Source organism: Stappia sp. ABD4_338, assembly GCF_056312175.1.
In genome coordinates, this window is sequence record NZ_CM149982.1 from 611,169 (window position 1) to 624,907 (window position 13,739).

10 protein-coding genes are annotated in these 13,739 nt (G+C 67.3%); 7 read left to right on the top strand and 3 right to left on the bottom strand.

The annotated features are described in order from the left end of the window. Positions 1–60 precede the first annotated feature (60 nt). The 6 genes from ACYX4S_RS02755 to ACYX4S_RS02780 all read left to right on the top strand — a co-directional run bounded on the left by ACYX4S_RS02755 (position 61) and on the right by ACYX4S_RS02780 (position 9,449). The gene (locus ACYX4S_RS02755) at positions 61–1,260 is read left to right on the top strand and encodes a pyridoxal phosphate-dependent aminotransferase (RefSeq protein ID WP_476361800.1); all 1,200 of its coding nucleotides are present in this window, start codon (positions 61–63) and stop codon (positions 1,258–1,260) included. A gap of 1,258 nt (positions 1,261–2,518) precedes the next feature. Beyond that, positions 2,519–4,600 (top strand): elongation factor G, encoded by a 2,082-nt coding sequence (locus ACYX4S_RS02760; protein WP_476361801.1) that lies wholly within the window; start codon positions 2,519–2,521, stop codon positions 4,598–4,600. Between the two features lie 128 nt (positions 4,601–4,728). Next, the gene (locus ACYX4S_RS02765) at positions 4,729–5,877 is read left to right on the top strand and encodes a PQQ-dependent sugar dehydrogenase (protein ID WP_476361802.1); all 1,149 of its coding nucleotides are present in this window, start codon (positions 4,729–4,731) and stop codon (positions 5,875–5,877) included. 173 nt (positions 5,878–6,050) lie between these two features. Next, entirely contained in the window at positions 6,051–7,436 is a 1,386-nt protein-coding gene (locus ACYX4S_RS02770) for a DHA2 family efflux MFS transporter permease subunit (protein ID WP_476361803.1), read from the top strand. Positions 7,437–7,571: 135 nt separating this feature from the next. Next, on the top strand, positions 7,572–8,534 hold the full coding sequence (gene msrP, locus ACYX4S_RS02775; RefSeq protein ID WP_476361804.1) for a protein-methionine-sulfoxide reductase catalytic subunit MsrP: 963 nt from the start codon (positions 7,572–7,574) through the stop codon (positions 8,532–8,534). 201 nt (positions 8,535–8,735) lie between these two features. Next, complete coding sequence (locus tag ACYX4S_RS02780) at positions 8,736–9,449, top strand: DNA helicase (RefSeq protein WP_476361805.1); 714 nt, start codon at positions 8,736–8,738, stop codon at positions 9,447–9,449. Positions 9,450–9,966: 517 nt separating this feature from the next. On the opposite strand, the gene ACYX4S_RS02785 is transcribed toward ACYX4S_RS02780, so the two are convergent. The 3 genes from ACYX4S_RS02785 to ACYX4S_RS02795 are packed head-to-tail and all read right to left on the bottom strand — an operon-like array spanning position 9,967 to position 13,019. After that, positions 9,967–10,857 (bottom strand): LysR family transcriptional regulator, encoded by an 891-nt coding sequence (locus tag ACYX4S_RS02785; protein ID WP_293724188.1) that lies wholly within the window; start codon positions 10,855–10,857, stop codon positions 9,967–9,969. A gap of 53 nt (positions 10,858–10,910) precedes the next feature. Beyond that, positions 10,911–11,876, bottom strand: a complete 966-nt coding sequence (trxB, locus tag ACYX4S_RS02790; protein ID WP_476361806.1) for a thioredoxin-disulfide reductase — start codon at positions 11,874–11,876, stop codon at positions 10,911–10,913. Positions 11,877–11,933: 57 nt separating this feature from the next. Further along, on the bottom strand, positions 11,934–13,019 hold the full coding sequence (locus ACYX4S_RS02795) for a mitochondrial fission ELM1 family protein (protein WP_476361807.1): 1,086 nt from the start codon (positions 13,017–13,019) through the stop codon (positions 11,934–11,936). A gap of 207 nt (positions 13,020–13,226) precedes the next feature. Here ACYX4S_RS02795 and ACYX4S_RS02800 point away from each other — a divergent pair, with 207 nt between their 5' ends. Further along, a complete protein-coding gene (locus ACYX4S_RS02800) occupies positions 13,227–13,703 on the top strand; it encodes an Lrp/AsnC family transcriptional regulator (RefSeq protein WP_293724069.1) in 477 nt (158 codons plus the stop codon). The last annotated feature ends 36 nt before the right edge of the window (positions 13,704–13,739 follow it).

Here is a 13,739-nt window from a genome sequence, read left to right on the forward strand (position 1 = left end):
ACGGCAGTAGGGTCCGCGGCGGTACTTCCACCGCCAATCGGATCCTATCGGGAGATCATCATGGCCTTCATCGCCGACGCGCTGTCGCGCGTCAAACCGTCTGCAACCATTGCCGTGACCAACAAGGCGCGGGAACTCAAGGCCTCGGGCCGGGACGTCATCGGCCTCGGCGCCGGCGAGCCCGACTTCGACACGCCGGAGAACATCAAGACGGCGGCTGTGATCGCGATCCGCGAAGGCAAGACGAAATACACGGCCGTCGACGGCATCCCCGAGCTGAAGCAGGCGATCTCCGCCAAGTTCAAGCGCGAGAACGGCCTCGACTACGACGTCAGCCAGATCACGGTCGGCACCGGCGGCAAGCAGGTCCTCTACAACGCGCTCATGGCGACGCTGAACCCGGGCGACGAGGTCATCGTTCCCACGCCCTACTGGGTCAGCTATCCGGACATGGTGCTCCTGGCCGGCGGCGAGCCGGTGATCGTCGATGCCGACCAGACGACCTTCAAGGTCGCCCCGGAGGCCATCGAGGCGGCGATCACGCCGAAGACCAAGTGGATCATCTTCAACTCGCCGTCGAACCCCTCGGGTGCCGCCTACACGCGTGACGAGCTCAAGGCCATCGCCGAGGTGCTCAAGCGTCATCCCCACGTCTGGGTGATGACCGACGACATGTACGAGCATCTCGTCTACGACGACTTCGAGTTCACCACGCTCGCCCAGGTGGAGCCTGCCCTCTACGACCGCACGCTGACGGTCAACGGCGTCTCCAAGGCCTATGCCATGACCGGCTGGCGCATCGGCTATGCCGGCGGGCCGGTCGAGATCATCAAGGCGATGGCGAAGATCCAGTCCCAGTCGACGTCCAACCCCTGCTCGATCGCCCAGTGGGCGGCGGTGGAGGCGCTCACCGGGCCGCAGGACTTCATTCCGACCAACAACGAGGTCTTCAAGACCCGTCGCGATCTCGTGGTCTCCATGCTGAACCAGGCCAAGGGCATCACCTGCCCGACGCCGGAGGGCGCGTTCTACGTGTTCCCCTCCTGCGCGGGCACCATCGGCAAGACCGCGCCGTCGGGCAAGGTGATCGAGACGGACGAGGACTTCGTCACCGAGTTGCTCGAGACCGAGGGCGTGGCCGTCGTCCAGGGCTCGGCTTTCGGCCTCGGCCCGAACTTCCGCATTTCCTACGCGACCTCGACCGAGGCGCTCGAGGAAGCCTGCACGCGCATCCAGCGCTTCTGCGGCAACCTGAAATAAGGCGCAAGGGGCGCCCCCAAGGGCTCCCGACCGCATGAACACGGGGCCGGCGGAGCGATCCGCCGGCCTTTTTGCGTCTTCACTCAGGGGCCTCGCCTCCCCACAGGCGTCACCCCGGACGTCGCGAAGCGAAGATCCGGGGTCCAATCCACGTTTCCGCATGTGACGCCGGATGGTGGGACGCTGCCGCCTCCGCAACCGCCCGGGCCTTTGCCGCCACGACCGGGGTTGCCAATGGGCCCCGGGTCACGGGCGTGTCGCCCTTGCCCGGGGTGACGGCGGAGAGGGGGCAACGCCGTCACGTCACACAAGCGTTCGGGGCGACTGTCTCGCTGCCTTCGCAGGGATGACAGGGAGTGTGGTGTGGGCCTGTTCGTTCGCGCTCCCATTCCGCAACTGCCACGTGAGCGCCATGCCTCGCCTCCCCACAGGCGTCACCCCGGACGAAGCGAAGCGAAGATCCGGGGCCCAATCCATGTTTCCGCATGTGCAATCAGCGTGGTGAAGCGCTGCCGTCTCCGCAACCGCTCGGGCCTTTCCGCTCCCACCGAGGTTGCCAATGGGCCCCGGGTCGCGGGCCTACGGCCCTTGCCCGGGGAGACGTCGAGAGAGGGGGCATCCTCCCGGTGTCATCCCGGTTTCGGCAAGGCCGAAGACCCGGAGCCGGTATCCTCCGCAGGGTGCGAGGGGCAACGCCGGTGCGAGATACACCCGTTCGAGGTTACTGGCTCCCTGCCTTCGCAGGGCTGACAGGGAGTGTGGTGCGGCCCTGTTCGTCCCGCACGGCTCATTCCGCAACTGCCACGCGGGCGCTATGCCTTGCCTCCCCACAGGCGTCACCCCGGACGTCGCGAAGCGAAGATCCGGGGTCCAATCCACGTTTCCGCTTGTGACGCCGGATGGTGGGACGCTGCCGCCTCCGTAACCGCCCGGCCCTTTTCGCTCCTACTGAGGTTGCCAATGGGCCCCGGGTCGCGGGCCTTTGGCCCTTGCCCGGGGTGACGGTGGAGGAGTGGCACCAAACACATGCCAATTCCCCCGGTCGCCGGGTGCTCGGAGGCCGTTTTCCGCCCCTGTCCATCACGCAGTGCAGCACGGGTTTTCCTTGCGTCACCTGCCGTATCGGCGCGACGATGAATGTCCGCCCGTTCACGGCGGGCGGCGGTGCCGGTGCGCGGCGCCGTCCGGTATCTGCCGCGCCCGGTTCCTTCTGCGACAACAGGCTCCCCCGGGAGCCGGAACGGGAAGGAGTGCGACCATGGGCGAAGACAGGGCAAAAGCAGGCACGGACAACACCGGCGGCAAGGACGCCGGGCCCCGGTGCATCGGTATCGTCGGCCCCTTCGGCAGCGGAAAGACCTCGCTGCTGGAGGCGATCCTGGCGCGCACCGGGGCCGTTTCCAGACAGGGAACCGTCGGGGCGGGCAACACGGTGGGCGATGGCGCGCCGGAAGCGCGTGCCCACGGCATGAGCGTCGAGGTCAACACCGCCTCGGCGGAGTTCATCGGCGACAGCTACACCTTTCTCGATTGCCCGGGGGCGGTGGACTTCCTCGCGGAAAGCGCCGGGGTGGTGCCGGGGGTCGACCTGGCGATCGTGGTCGCGGAGGCCGACGAGAAGAAGGTGCCCGCGCTCCAGCTCATCCTCAAGCAGCTCGAGGATGCCGGCGTGCCGCGACTTCTCTTCCTCAACAAGATCGATCGCACGACGCTTCGCATGCGCGATGTCCTGATGCTGCTGCAGCCGGCCTCGTCCGTGCCGCTGGTGCTGCGCCAGATCCCGATCTGGCGCGACGGGGTCGCGACCGGATACATCGACCTGGCGCTCGAACGCGCCCATGTCTACCGTGAGCACGCGCCGAGCGAGGTGATCGCGATCCCCGGCGAGGACACGGCGCGCGAGGTGGAGGCGCGCTTCTCCATGCTCGAGACGCTGGCCGATCACGACGACACGCTCATGGAGGCACTGCTGGAGGATCTGGTGCTCGACAGCGACCAGATCTTCGCCGACCTCGCCGGTGAGATGCGTGACGGGCTCATCTGCCCGGTGTTCTTCGGCTCGGCCGAGCATGGCAACGGCATCGGGCGTCTGCTCAAGGCACTGCGACACGAGGCGCCCGGCGTTGCGGAGACCCGCGCGCGGCTCGGCGTGGAGGCCGACGGCGAACCTCTGGTGCAGGTGCTCAAGACCATCCACACCACCCATACCGGCAAGCTGTCGCTCGCGCGCATCCTGAACGGGCGTGTCGGGGACGGCGACACGCTGCGCCGCGCCGACGGTTCAACGGCCAGGGTCTCGGGTTTTTACAGGCTCAACGGCCAGCAGGCGCTGAAGCGCGACACGGCCGGGCCCGGCGACACCGTGGCGCTCGGCAAGCTCGAGGGGGTCGTGAGCGGTGAAACGCTGGGCGGCGCGGGGGCCGGCGAGGTCCCGCAGCTCGCGCCGCTGGTGGCGCCGGAGCCGGTCATGACGCTTGCCATCTCGCCGATCGAAAGGCGGGACGAGGTGAAGCTCACGGCCGCCCTTTCCCGCCTTGGCGAGGAGGATCCGGGGCTTCGCGTGGAGCATGACGAGGACAGCGGCGAGACCCGGCTGGAGGGGCAGGGCGAGATGCACCTGCGCGTGGCGCTGGAGCGGCTTTCAGGCAAATACGGCCTGTCGGTCGAGACCTTCGATCCGAAGGTCGCCTACCGCGAGACCATCCGGGGCAAGGCGTCCGTGCGGGCGCGGCACAAGAAGCAGTCGGGCGGGCACGGCCAGTTCGGCGACGTGGCGCTTGAGATCCGTCCGCTGGAGCGCGGCGAGGGTTTCGTCTTCGCCGACACGATCACCGGTGGCGTGATCCCGAAGCAGTATATCCCCGCCGTGCGCGCCGGCGTGGAGGAGGCGCTGCGCGAGGGACCACTCGGTTTCCCTCTGGTGGATGTGGCGGTAACGCTGACCGACGGGTCCTTCCACAGCGTGGATTCCTCGGACCAGGCGTTCCGCATGGCCGCGATCCAGGCCATGCGCGAAGGACTGTCGCAATGCTCCCCGGTGCTGCTTGAACCGGTGCACAAGGTGACCGTCACCTGCCCGAGCGAGGCGACGGCGCGCATCAACGCCATCGTCTCCGGACGCCGGGGGCAGTTGCTCGGTTTCGATGCGCGTCCCGGCTGGGAGGGCTGGGACGAGGTCGCCTGCCTGCTGCCGGCCGGTGAGATGGAAGGGCTTATCGTCGACCTGCGCTCGGCGACGGCGGGCGTGGCGAGCTACACCGCCCGCTTCGACCATCTTTCCGAGCTTGCGGGAAAGCCTGCGGAACAGGCGCTCGCGCGTCACGGAAGGCGGGCGGCATAGGCCCTTCGAACCGGACATCCGGCCCGCGCGAGGCACTTTCCTACGCGTGCGGGCCGCCCTTCTCTGGATCTTTTTCCCCGCCGGCCCACGTAAGGGGGCGGGGCTCAACGGTCTGGAGGAGCGAGATCTTGCGACGCACACCACTTCTTGCCGCACTGGCGGCACCCATGATCGCCACCTTCGCGCTGTCCCCCGCCGGGGCGGCGGATGCCAGGGTGCATGACACGCAGGCCGGGCGCATCGCCGTCACGCCGGTGGCGACCGGGCTTGCCTATCCCTGGGGCTTCGAGGTCCTTTCCGACGGCACTCTGCTGGTGAACGAGATCGAAGGGCGGATGCTGCTGGTTTCCGCTGACGGGGAGACCCGTACCGAGGTTGCGGGCGTGCCGGATGTTGCGGCCTCCGGGCAGGGCGGCCTTCTCGACCTGGCGCTTTCCCCCGACTTCGACACGAGCGGCATCCTCTATTTCACCTTCTCCGAACCCGGCGAGGGAGGCGCCTCGACGGCGGCCGCGCGGGCACGGCTCGTGCGCGAGGGCGGTGAAGCCCGGCTCGAGGATGTTTCGGTCATCGCCCGCATGGAGAAGAAGACCGGCGGCGGACGCCACTTCGGCTCGCGGGTTGTCCCCGTGCCCGACGGAACGCTTTTCGTGACGCTGGGCGACCGGGGCGAGTCGGAGCGGGCGCAGGACCCGCGCGATCATGCGGGCTCCGTCCTGCGTGTTGGAGCGGACGGGTCGATCCCCTCCGACAACCCCTTCGCGGACGGGACCAAGGCCCTTCCCGAGATCTGGTCCATGGGCCATCGCAACGTGCAGGGAGCGGCCATCGAGCCGGCGACCGGCCGGTTGTGGACGGTGGAACATGGCGCGCGCGGCGGTGACGAGATCAACCGCCCCGAAGCCGGGCTCAACTACGGCTGGCCGGTGATCTCCTACGGACGCCATTATTCCGGCGCGCGCATCGGCCAGGGCACCGAGGCCGAAGGCTACGAACAGCCGCTCCACTACTGGGACCCCTCCATCGCGCCCTCGGGCATGGCCTTCTACACCGGCGAGGCGGTGCCGGGCTGGAGCGGGGACCTCTTCGTCGGTGCGCTCAAGGACCAGCTCATTTCGCGGCTGGAGGTCGAGGGTGGCGCGATCGTCGGCGAGGAGCAGATGCTTGAAGGCGAGTACGGGCGCGTGCGCACGCTGCGCGACGGCCCCGACGGGGCCTTGTGGTTTTCCACCGACGAGGCGGACGGCGGCATCTACCGCATCACCGCAGCTCCCTGAGGCTTTCCCGTCGTTGGATCATATGATCGCTTTTCCGGTCCGGCGTGTCCTGCGCCGGGCCGCCGTCCATCTCCCGGGATTTCCAACGCGCGCCATTCGGGCTATTGGAAGGGGAGCGGTCGCCGTCTTCCCTCCTTGCGGCCGCGCGCACCCACGATCCGCCCACGATCCGAATGAACACGATCCCGCTCATCATCGCGTTTGCGTTCTTCATGGAGATGATGGATTCCACCGTCATCGCCACCTCGCTGCCGGTGATCGCCGCGGACCTGGGCACCAGTCCCATCGCGCTCAAGCTGGCGCTCACCTCCTATCTGGTGGCGCTCGGCATGTTCATTCCGGTGAGCGGCTGGATGGCCGACACCTTCGGCGCGCGCCGCGTGTTTCGCACCGCGATCCTCGTCTTCGTGAGCGGATCCGTCGCCTGCGCCTTTTCCGACTCCCTGCTGACCTTCGTGCTTTCGCGCTTCCTGCAGGGCATGGGCGGGTCGATGATGGTGCCGGTGGGGCGTCTTATCCTGGTGCGAACCTTCGAGAAGAAGGATCTCGTCCATGCCATGACGCTGATGACCATTCCCGGCCTCATCGGTCCCATGGCCGGCCCGCCGCTCGGCGGGTTCCTCACCACCTATCTGTCGTGGCACTGGATCTTTCTCGTCAATGTGCCCATCGGGCTCGTCGGCATCTGGATGTGCGGCATCTACCTGCCCGACATCGCCCGGCGCGAGACGTCCGGCCTCGACTGGAAGGGCTTCCTGCTCACGGGTACGGCGGCGGCTGGAATCGTCTTCGGGCTCTCGGTCATCAGCCTGCCGGCACTGCCGCCGGTGGTGGGGCTGGTGACGACGCTCGTCGGCGTCTGCGCGCTCGGCGCCTATGTCCGGCACACGCGCCGCGCGGCGCGCCCGATTCTCGACCCGGTGCTGTTTCGCAACCGGGCCTTCGGGCTCACGCTTCTCGGCACCAACCTGTTCCGCATTTCCTCGGGGTCGATGCCCTTTCTGATGCCGCTGATGCTGCAGACCGGCTTCGGCTACAACGCCTTCCAGTCCGGTCTGATCACCTTCACCGGAGCTTTCGGCGCCATCTCGATGAAGTTCATCGTCAAGCGGGCGCTCGCCGCGCTCGGTTTCCGCACGGCGCTGGTGATTGCCTCGCTGGGCGGCGCGCTGCTGACGCTGTCCATGGCGGGGTTCCAGCCCGACACACCGGTGTGGGTCTTCGTTCTGGTGCTCTACGTCACCGGGTTGACGCGGTCCTTCCTCTTCACCTCCTCCAACGGGCTGATGTTCACCAGCGTCGGGTCGGACGAGGCGAGCCAGGCAACCGCCATGAGCTCGGTGTTCCAGCAGGTGTCGCTGGCGCTGGGCGTGGCGCTTGCCGGGTTCGTGCTGGAGGCCGCCGGCTGGTTCACGGGCGACACGCTGGCGCTGGTCAACTTTCATGTCGCCTTCATGGTGACGGCGGGGCTCGCGCTCGTGTCCGTGCCCGTCTTCGCGCTGCTGTCCGCTTCTGCCGGCCAGGACGCGTCGGGCCACCGGTTCCGCACGCCGGCGTGAGTGGCGCGGCCGACTGCTCACGGGAATGGCACCATCCGTTCAACGGCACTTGATTTGCCGTGCGCGGGGCCTCGCGCTAGGTCAGGGAGACGACGGCCGGAGAGAGCCGGCCGGCGAGGAGAGGACGCGGGACCGATGAACATCATTCGCAAGCGGAGCTGGGAGCTTCCCGAGAGCATGGCGACGCCGGAGCATGTGTTCCTCAACCGGCGCGCGGTTCTGGCGGGAATGGCCGGAACGGGCGCGATCCTTGCCGGTCTTGGCGGCATACGGCCGGCATTTGCCGAGGAGGACCCGAGCGCGGGGCTCTATCCGGCGCCGCGCAACGAGGCCTTCAAGCTGGACCGGGAGATCACGCCGGAACGGCTGACGTCGCGCTACAACAACTTCTATGAATTCGGATCGCACAAGCAGATCGCGGAAGCCGCGCAGGCGCTGAAGATCCGTCCGTGGGAGGTCGTGATCGACGGGCTTTGCGACAATCCGCAGACCATCGGCATCGACGATCTTCTGAAGAAGGTGCAGCTCGAGGAAAGGCTCTACCGGCACCGCTGCGTGGAAGCCTGGTCGATGGCCGTGCCGTGGACCGGCTTCGCGCTGGCCGATCTCGTGCGTCTCGCGGGGCCGAAGGCGGAGGCGAAATACCTGCGCATGGAGACCTTCCTCGATCCGGACACGGCGTCCGGCCAGCGCGCGACCTGGTATCCCTGGCCCTATGTGGAGGGCGTGACGCTCGCCGAGGCGACCAATGAACTCGCGTTCCTGGTGACGGGCGTCTACGGCAAGCCGCTCGCCAAGCAATACGGCGCGCCTCTGCGTCTCGCCCTGCCGTGGAAATACGGTTTCAAGTCGATCAAGTCGATCGTGCGCTTCTCCTTCACCGACGAACGTCCCGTGAGCTTCTGGGAAGAGATCCAGTCGGCGGAGTACGGTTTCTGGGCCAATGTGAACCCGGAGGTGCCGCATCCGCGCTGGAGCCAGGCGCGCGAGCAGTTCCTCAACGACGGCAGCTATCGGCCCACGCTGCTGTTCAACGGCTATGGCGAACAGGTCGCCGACCTCTACAAGGGGATGGAGGGGGAGCGCCTCTACCTGTGAGGGAAGACGGGGAGGGTGAGCGTGCGTCCCTTGTCCGGCGCGAGGCGGCGGTCTAGTCTTGGTCGCAAGGCTTGGCCCGCGCCTCCCTCCCTCCACTTCGGGGAAGTATCCGTCATACGGGGCCGTTACACCCTTGAGCCATCTGTTCGGGCGTTCGCATGAGGAGGGATTGCGTTTTCCGCCCGTGACGGAGGTTCGAACATGCGTCTCACCGCTCCCATCCATCGCCTGAAACGCCGCGCCCGCCTGCTTGCCCGCGAAAAGGGCATTCCGCTACACGCCGCGCTTGACCACGTGGCACGCGAGCAGGGGCAGGCCCGCTGGAGCCTGCTTGCCGCGCAGGCGGAGCGCCATGCACCGGCCCGGCGCCTTCTCGGCCAGCTTTCCCCCGGTGACACGCTGCTGCTTGCTGCAAGGCCCGGGCAGGGCAAGACCGCGCTCGCGCTCGATCTGCTGCGGGAAGCCGCCGGGCAGGGGCGCATGGCCGTCTTCTTCTCGCTTTTCTACGCTCCGTGGGAAGCCGCCAGTCTCCTGACGCCGCGTGGCGGCGCGGAAGAAACCGTGGGTGGCGGGCTGCACATCGAGACGCTGGACGAACTCGATGCGGTACTCGTCGGCGAGCGCATGGCGGGGGCCGCGCCCGGCAGTCTCGTCGTCATCGACTATCTGCAGCTTCTGGCGCGCGATGAAGGGGCCGGGGCGCAGACGCGCGAGGTTGCCGCCCTTGGCGCGCTTGCCCACGAACAGGGCCTTGTGATCGTCTTCCTGTCGCAGGTGGCGCGCGCCTTCGATCCGGCCCGCGCGCGGCTTCCAGGACCTGACGACGTGGCCGCTCCCTGGCCGGGACGCGCCGACGCGTTCTCGCGCACCTGTTTCCTGCATGAGGGAGAGATGCGGCTGAACGATCCGGCCTGATCGGCGGGGATCGACGCGCGCAAAAAAAATGCCGGGTCCGAGGACCCGGCAGTTATTTGATTTTGCCACCTAAGTGGCGCAATCACCTTCCAGAGGGGAACAGTTGGCCGCATCAGACGTCGCTGGGAGGAGATAGCAACGAAGCGAACCAACAGCCTGATGGATATATGCAGTGCACAAGGCGCTCACACAAGAGGCACTCTTGCATTGCTGATATGCAAAATAAGCGGAGCACTTCGGCCAGCCCTGCAGATCCTGTCATGCTCTTGTCGCAACTGCAAAAATCGGGTGCGTCCAGCCGCCTGAACATGCGGCATCTGCCCGGTTTCGCATCACCTTCCCGCGCTTTGCGCGGTGCAGCGTGACCGAATGGTGGGCAGGTGCGCGTCATGCCGGCCCGAGAGGCGGAGCCAAACACCGGGACGGGCATGGTCGTGAAAACGGCGCGGAGAGGCGAGGGGAAGCGCGCGGCCGGGGCCGGCCGCGCGGTCGGGGACGTGCCGGAAGATGGCCGTCTTCAGAAGGTCCAGCGCTCGGCCTTGGACAGGAGGAAATCGCGGAAGGCGGTGACGCGGGCGGTGTTCTTGAGTTCCGAGGGGTAGGTGAAATAGGTGTCGAAACTCGGCGCCTCGGTCTCGGGCATGAGCTGCACGAGATTGGAGCCTTCCTCGTTGATGTAGTCCGGCAGCATGGCGATGCCGATGCCGCGTTCCACCGCGCGGCGGATCGCTACCACGTTGTTGACCCTGAGCACGCAGCGGCGGATCTCGCCGACGGGCATTCCCGCCGTCTCCAGCCAGTTCATGTCGCGCAGGTAGGAAGGCGCGTGTTCGCCGAAGGTGACGATACGGTGGCTCTCCAGATCCTCGATGGTCTTCGGCGCGCCGAAGCGCTGCAGGTAGGCCGGCGAGGCGTAGAGGTGAAAATGCACCGTGAAGAGCTTGCGCTGGATCAGGTCGGGCTGGGTGGGCTTGCGCAGGCGGATGGCCACATCGGCCTCGCGCATGCCCAGGTCGAGTTCGTCGTCGTCGAAGATGAGGCGCAGTTCCATCTCCGGGTAGAGATCGATGAACTCGTTCAGCCGCTTGGTCAGCCAGGTCGAGCCCAGGCCCACCGTCGTGGTGATGCGCAGGGTGCCGGAGGGTTTCTCCCGGCTGTCGGTCAGGCGGGTCTGGACCGACTCCAGCTTCATGAACACTTCGCGCGCGGTGCGATAGAGCACCTCGCCCTGTTCGGTGAGCAGCAGGCCGCGCGCATGGCGGTGGAAGAGCGGCACCTTGAGATCATGCTCCAGCGCGCTGACCTGGCGGCTCACCGCGGACTGGCTCATGTTGAGCGCGTCGCCCGCGTGGGTGAAGCTGCCCGCCTGCGCGGCGGCGTGAAAGATGCGCAGTTTGTCCCAGTCCAGAGGCACGTCTGACCTGCCAGTCTTGTGTCGTTGGAGCGTTCGTGATGTTCAGGCTATTCCGCCGCCTGCGCTCCGGCAAGCTCCGCTTCCGCTAGGAAACGTTCCGCCTCGAGCGCGGCCATGCAGCCCATGCCGGCGGCGGTCACCGCCTGGCGGTAGGCCTCGTCGGTCACGTCGCCGGCGGCGAAGACGCCGGGGATCGAGGTCTGGGTGCTGTCCGGGGCGGTCCAGATGTAGCCCGACGGCTTCATCTTGAGCTGCTCCTTGAACAGGTCCGCCGCCGGAGCGTGGCCGATGGCGACGAAGAAGCCGTCCGCCTGGACCTCCAGCGTCTCGCCGGTCTTGATGTTCTTCAGGCGCGCGCCGGTCACCGCCTTGGGGGTGCCGCCGCCCAGGACCGCCTCGACGACGCTGTCCCAGATCACCTCGATCTTCGGGTTCGCCTCCAGGCGCTGTTGCAGGATGCGCTCGGCGCGGAAGCTGTCACGGCGGTGGACGACCGTCACCTTGGAGGCGAGGTTGGCGAGATAGAGCGCCTCCTCCACGGCGGTGTTGCCGCCGCCGACCACGATCACCTCGCGCCCGCGATAGAAGAAGCCGTCGCAGGTCGCGCAGGCCGACACGCCGGCCCCCATGAACTCCTGCTCGGTGGGAATGCCCAGCCACTTTGCCTGCGCGCCGGTGGCGATCACCAGCGCGTCGCAGGTATGCACCGTGCCGCTGTCGCCGGTCAGGCGGAACGGACGGACGGTGAGGTCGGCCGACAGGATCGTGTCATAGACGATCTCGGTGCCGACGTTCTCCGCCTGCTTGCGCATTTCCTCCATCAGCCACGGGCCCTGGATGGGATCGGCGAAGCCGGGGTAGTTCTCCACCTCGGTGGTGATGGTGAGCTGGCCGCCCGGCTGGATGCCGGTGACGAGGACGGGCTCCAGCATGGCGCGCGCGGCATAGACGGCGGCGGTATAGCCGGCGGGGCCGGAGCCGACGATCAGGAGCTTGTGGTGTCTTTCGGCCATGGTCGTTCTCTTTCTCGCTCTGCGCGGTCGGTCTGCGCGTTCCGCCCGCGGCCCGTCTCAGCCCTCCGCGGCTGCCCCGGCGTCGATCCGGTTGCGATGGGCAAGGTAGCGCCAGCGGATCGCGGCGGCGATCCGGGGCGTTGCATCGATCGGCTCGTAGGTAGTCTCTTTGAGCGGTCCGGGGAAGGGGTGGACAACTCCCATGCGGGTCAATCCGGCAATAAATTCCTCAAACTTCCTGTGACCGCCCGAGGGGTGGAAAACATGCAAGGGTTTTCCGGTCACGAGAGCCTCCCCGACCATGTTGGCCGAATCGGCGGTCGCCACGATCGCGTCGGCATTGGCGAGGTAGGACAGCAGCGGATTTGCCGCCCCGCCGTCCCACATCAGGTGCCCGCCGTCGCGGGCCAGCACGCTGACCGCGTCATGGAGCGCGGCCGGCGTGCGGCGCGACCCGGTGATCATGAAACGCGCCCCTTCCGCCTCGAACCGGTGCAGCCCCTTCAGGAAGCGTTCCGTGTCGATGTCGTTGAAGCGGTAGTGCCGGCTGTCACCGCCCACCAGAACCGCGACGCGCGGGTGCGGCAGCGCGGCGATCTCCGCCGGCGGCGCCTTGCGCGCGGCCTCGATGCGCTGGCGGGAAAAGCGGTGCGGCCCCGTCGCCGTCACCAGCACGTTGTCTCCGCGCAGGCGGTCATGGTCCGGCACCCAGATGAAGTCGGCGATCCCGTTTCCCGCGCGCGGGTCCTTCAGGAACACGGTGAAGGTGCGTCCGCCGCTTGCGCGTTTGATATGCGCGAGATAGCTGACGGCGCGCCGGCCCGAGGCGATCACCATGTCGGGAAACGGCGGGGCGAGCGGGCTGCCCGGGGCACCGGGTGCCTCGCGCGGGTCGATCACCCCGAAGCGCGGCATCAGCCAGCGCCAGGGCGCGCGCGGTTTCACGCGGTGCAGCTCGTAGGGCAGCGACAGCGCCTCGGCGACGCCGACGCACTGGGTCTCGTCGCCGGCCTTTCCGTCGGTGACGATCCAGCAGTTTCGCGCCGTGAGCGGTGGCGGTTCGCGGCCCTCGCCGCCCTCGTCGTGTCCGAGCGGACGATCGGGGCGCGCGCGGCCTTCGCTTTCGTGATATTTCCCGTTCATGCCTTCTGGTGTCACACTATTGCACAACTGCGCAAAAAATCTTAAGGGGCGTATCCTAATGGAGAGCCTTGTCAGGATGCGAGTCGCACCGCCGAAAGGCGCTTCTTCCGGTACGTCGCGTTGCGTTGGCGCATGTGGTCCGGGGGTGGGCGTCGCACATGCGGATGCGGGATCCCTGTGTGCCTGCGATTGGCGAAGGAGACCAGCGTGAAAATCCGCCTCGATGCCATTGACTGGCATATTCTCAACGAACTGCAGAGCGACGGGCGCATCACCAATGTGGAGCTTGCCCGGCGTGTCGGCATTTCCGCGCCGCCGTGCCTGAGGCGTGTGCGCGCGCTGGAGGAGGCGGGCCTGATCATCGGCTACCGGACGCTGCTCGACGAGAAGCAACTCGGCTATGATGTCACCGCCTTCGCCATGGTCGGGCTGCACAGCCAGACCGAGGCCGATCTCAACGCCTTCGAGGAACGCATCCAGGCATGGCCCGAGGTCCGCGAGAGCTTCATGCTGTCCGGGGAGGTCGATTTCCTGCTCAAATGCGTGGTGCCGGACCTGCAGGCGTTCCAGAACTTCATCATCCGCGAGCTCACCGCCGCCCCGAACGTCGACAGCGTCCGCACGGCCCTCACCATTCGCCAGACCAAGAACGAACCCGTCGTCCCGGTGAAGGAACTGGGGTGAGGGGGAGTGTTTTCTTTTAAATTGATCTTTCGACAA

Coding starts and splice junctions, on each gene's coding strand:
- msrP (WP_476361804.1), top strand. CDS start 7,572: ATGAACATCATTCGCAAGCGGAGCTGGGAGCTTCCCGAGAGCATGGCG.
- ACYX4S_RS02755 (WP_476361800.1), top strand. CDS start 61: ATGGCCTTCATCGCCGACGCGCTGTCGCGCGTCAAACCGTCTGCAACC.
- trxB (WP_476361806.1), bottom strand. CDS start 11,876: ATGGCCGAAAGACACCACAAGCTCCTGATCGTCGGCTCCGGCCCCGCC.
- ACYX4S_RS02780 (WP_476361805.1), top strand. CDS start 8,736: ATGCGTCTCACCGCTCCCATCCATCGCCTGAAACGCCGCGCCCGCCTG.
- ACYX4S_RS02770 (WP_476361803.1), top strand. CDS start 6,051: ATGAACACGATCCCGCTCATCATCGCGTTTGCGTTCTTCATGGAGATG.
- ACYX4S_RS02795 (WP_476361807.1), bottom strand. CDS start 13,019: ATGAACGGGAAATATCACGAAAGCGAAGGCCGCGCGCGCCCCGATCGT.
- ACYX4S_RS02760 (WP_476361801.1), top strand. CDS start 2,519: ATGGGCGAAGACAGGGCAAAAGCAGGCACGGACAACACCGGCGGCAAG.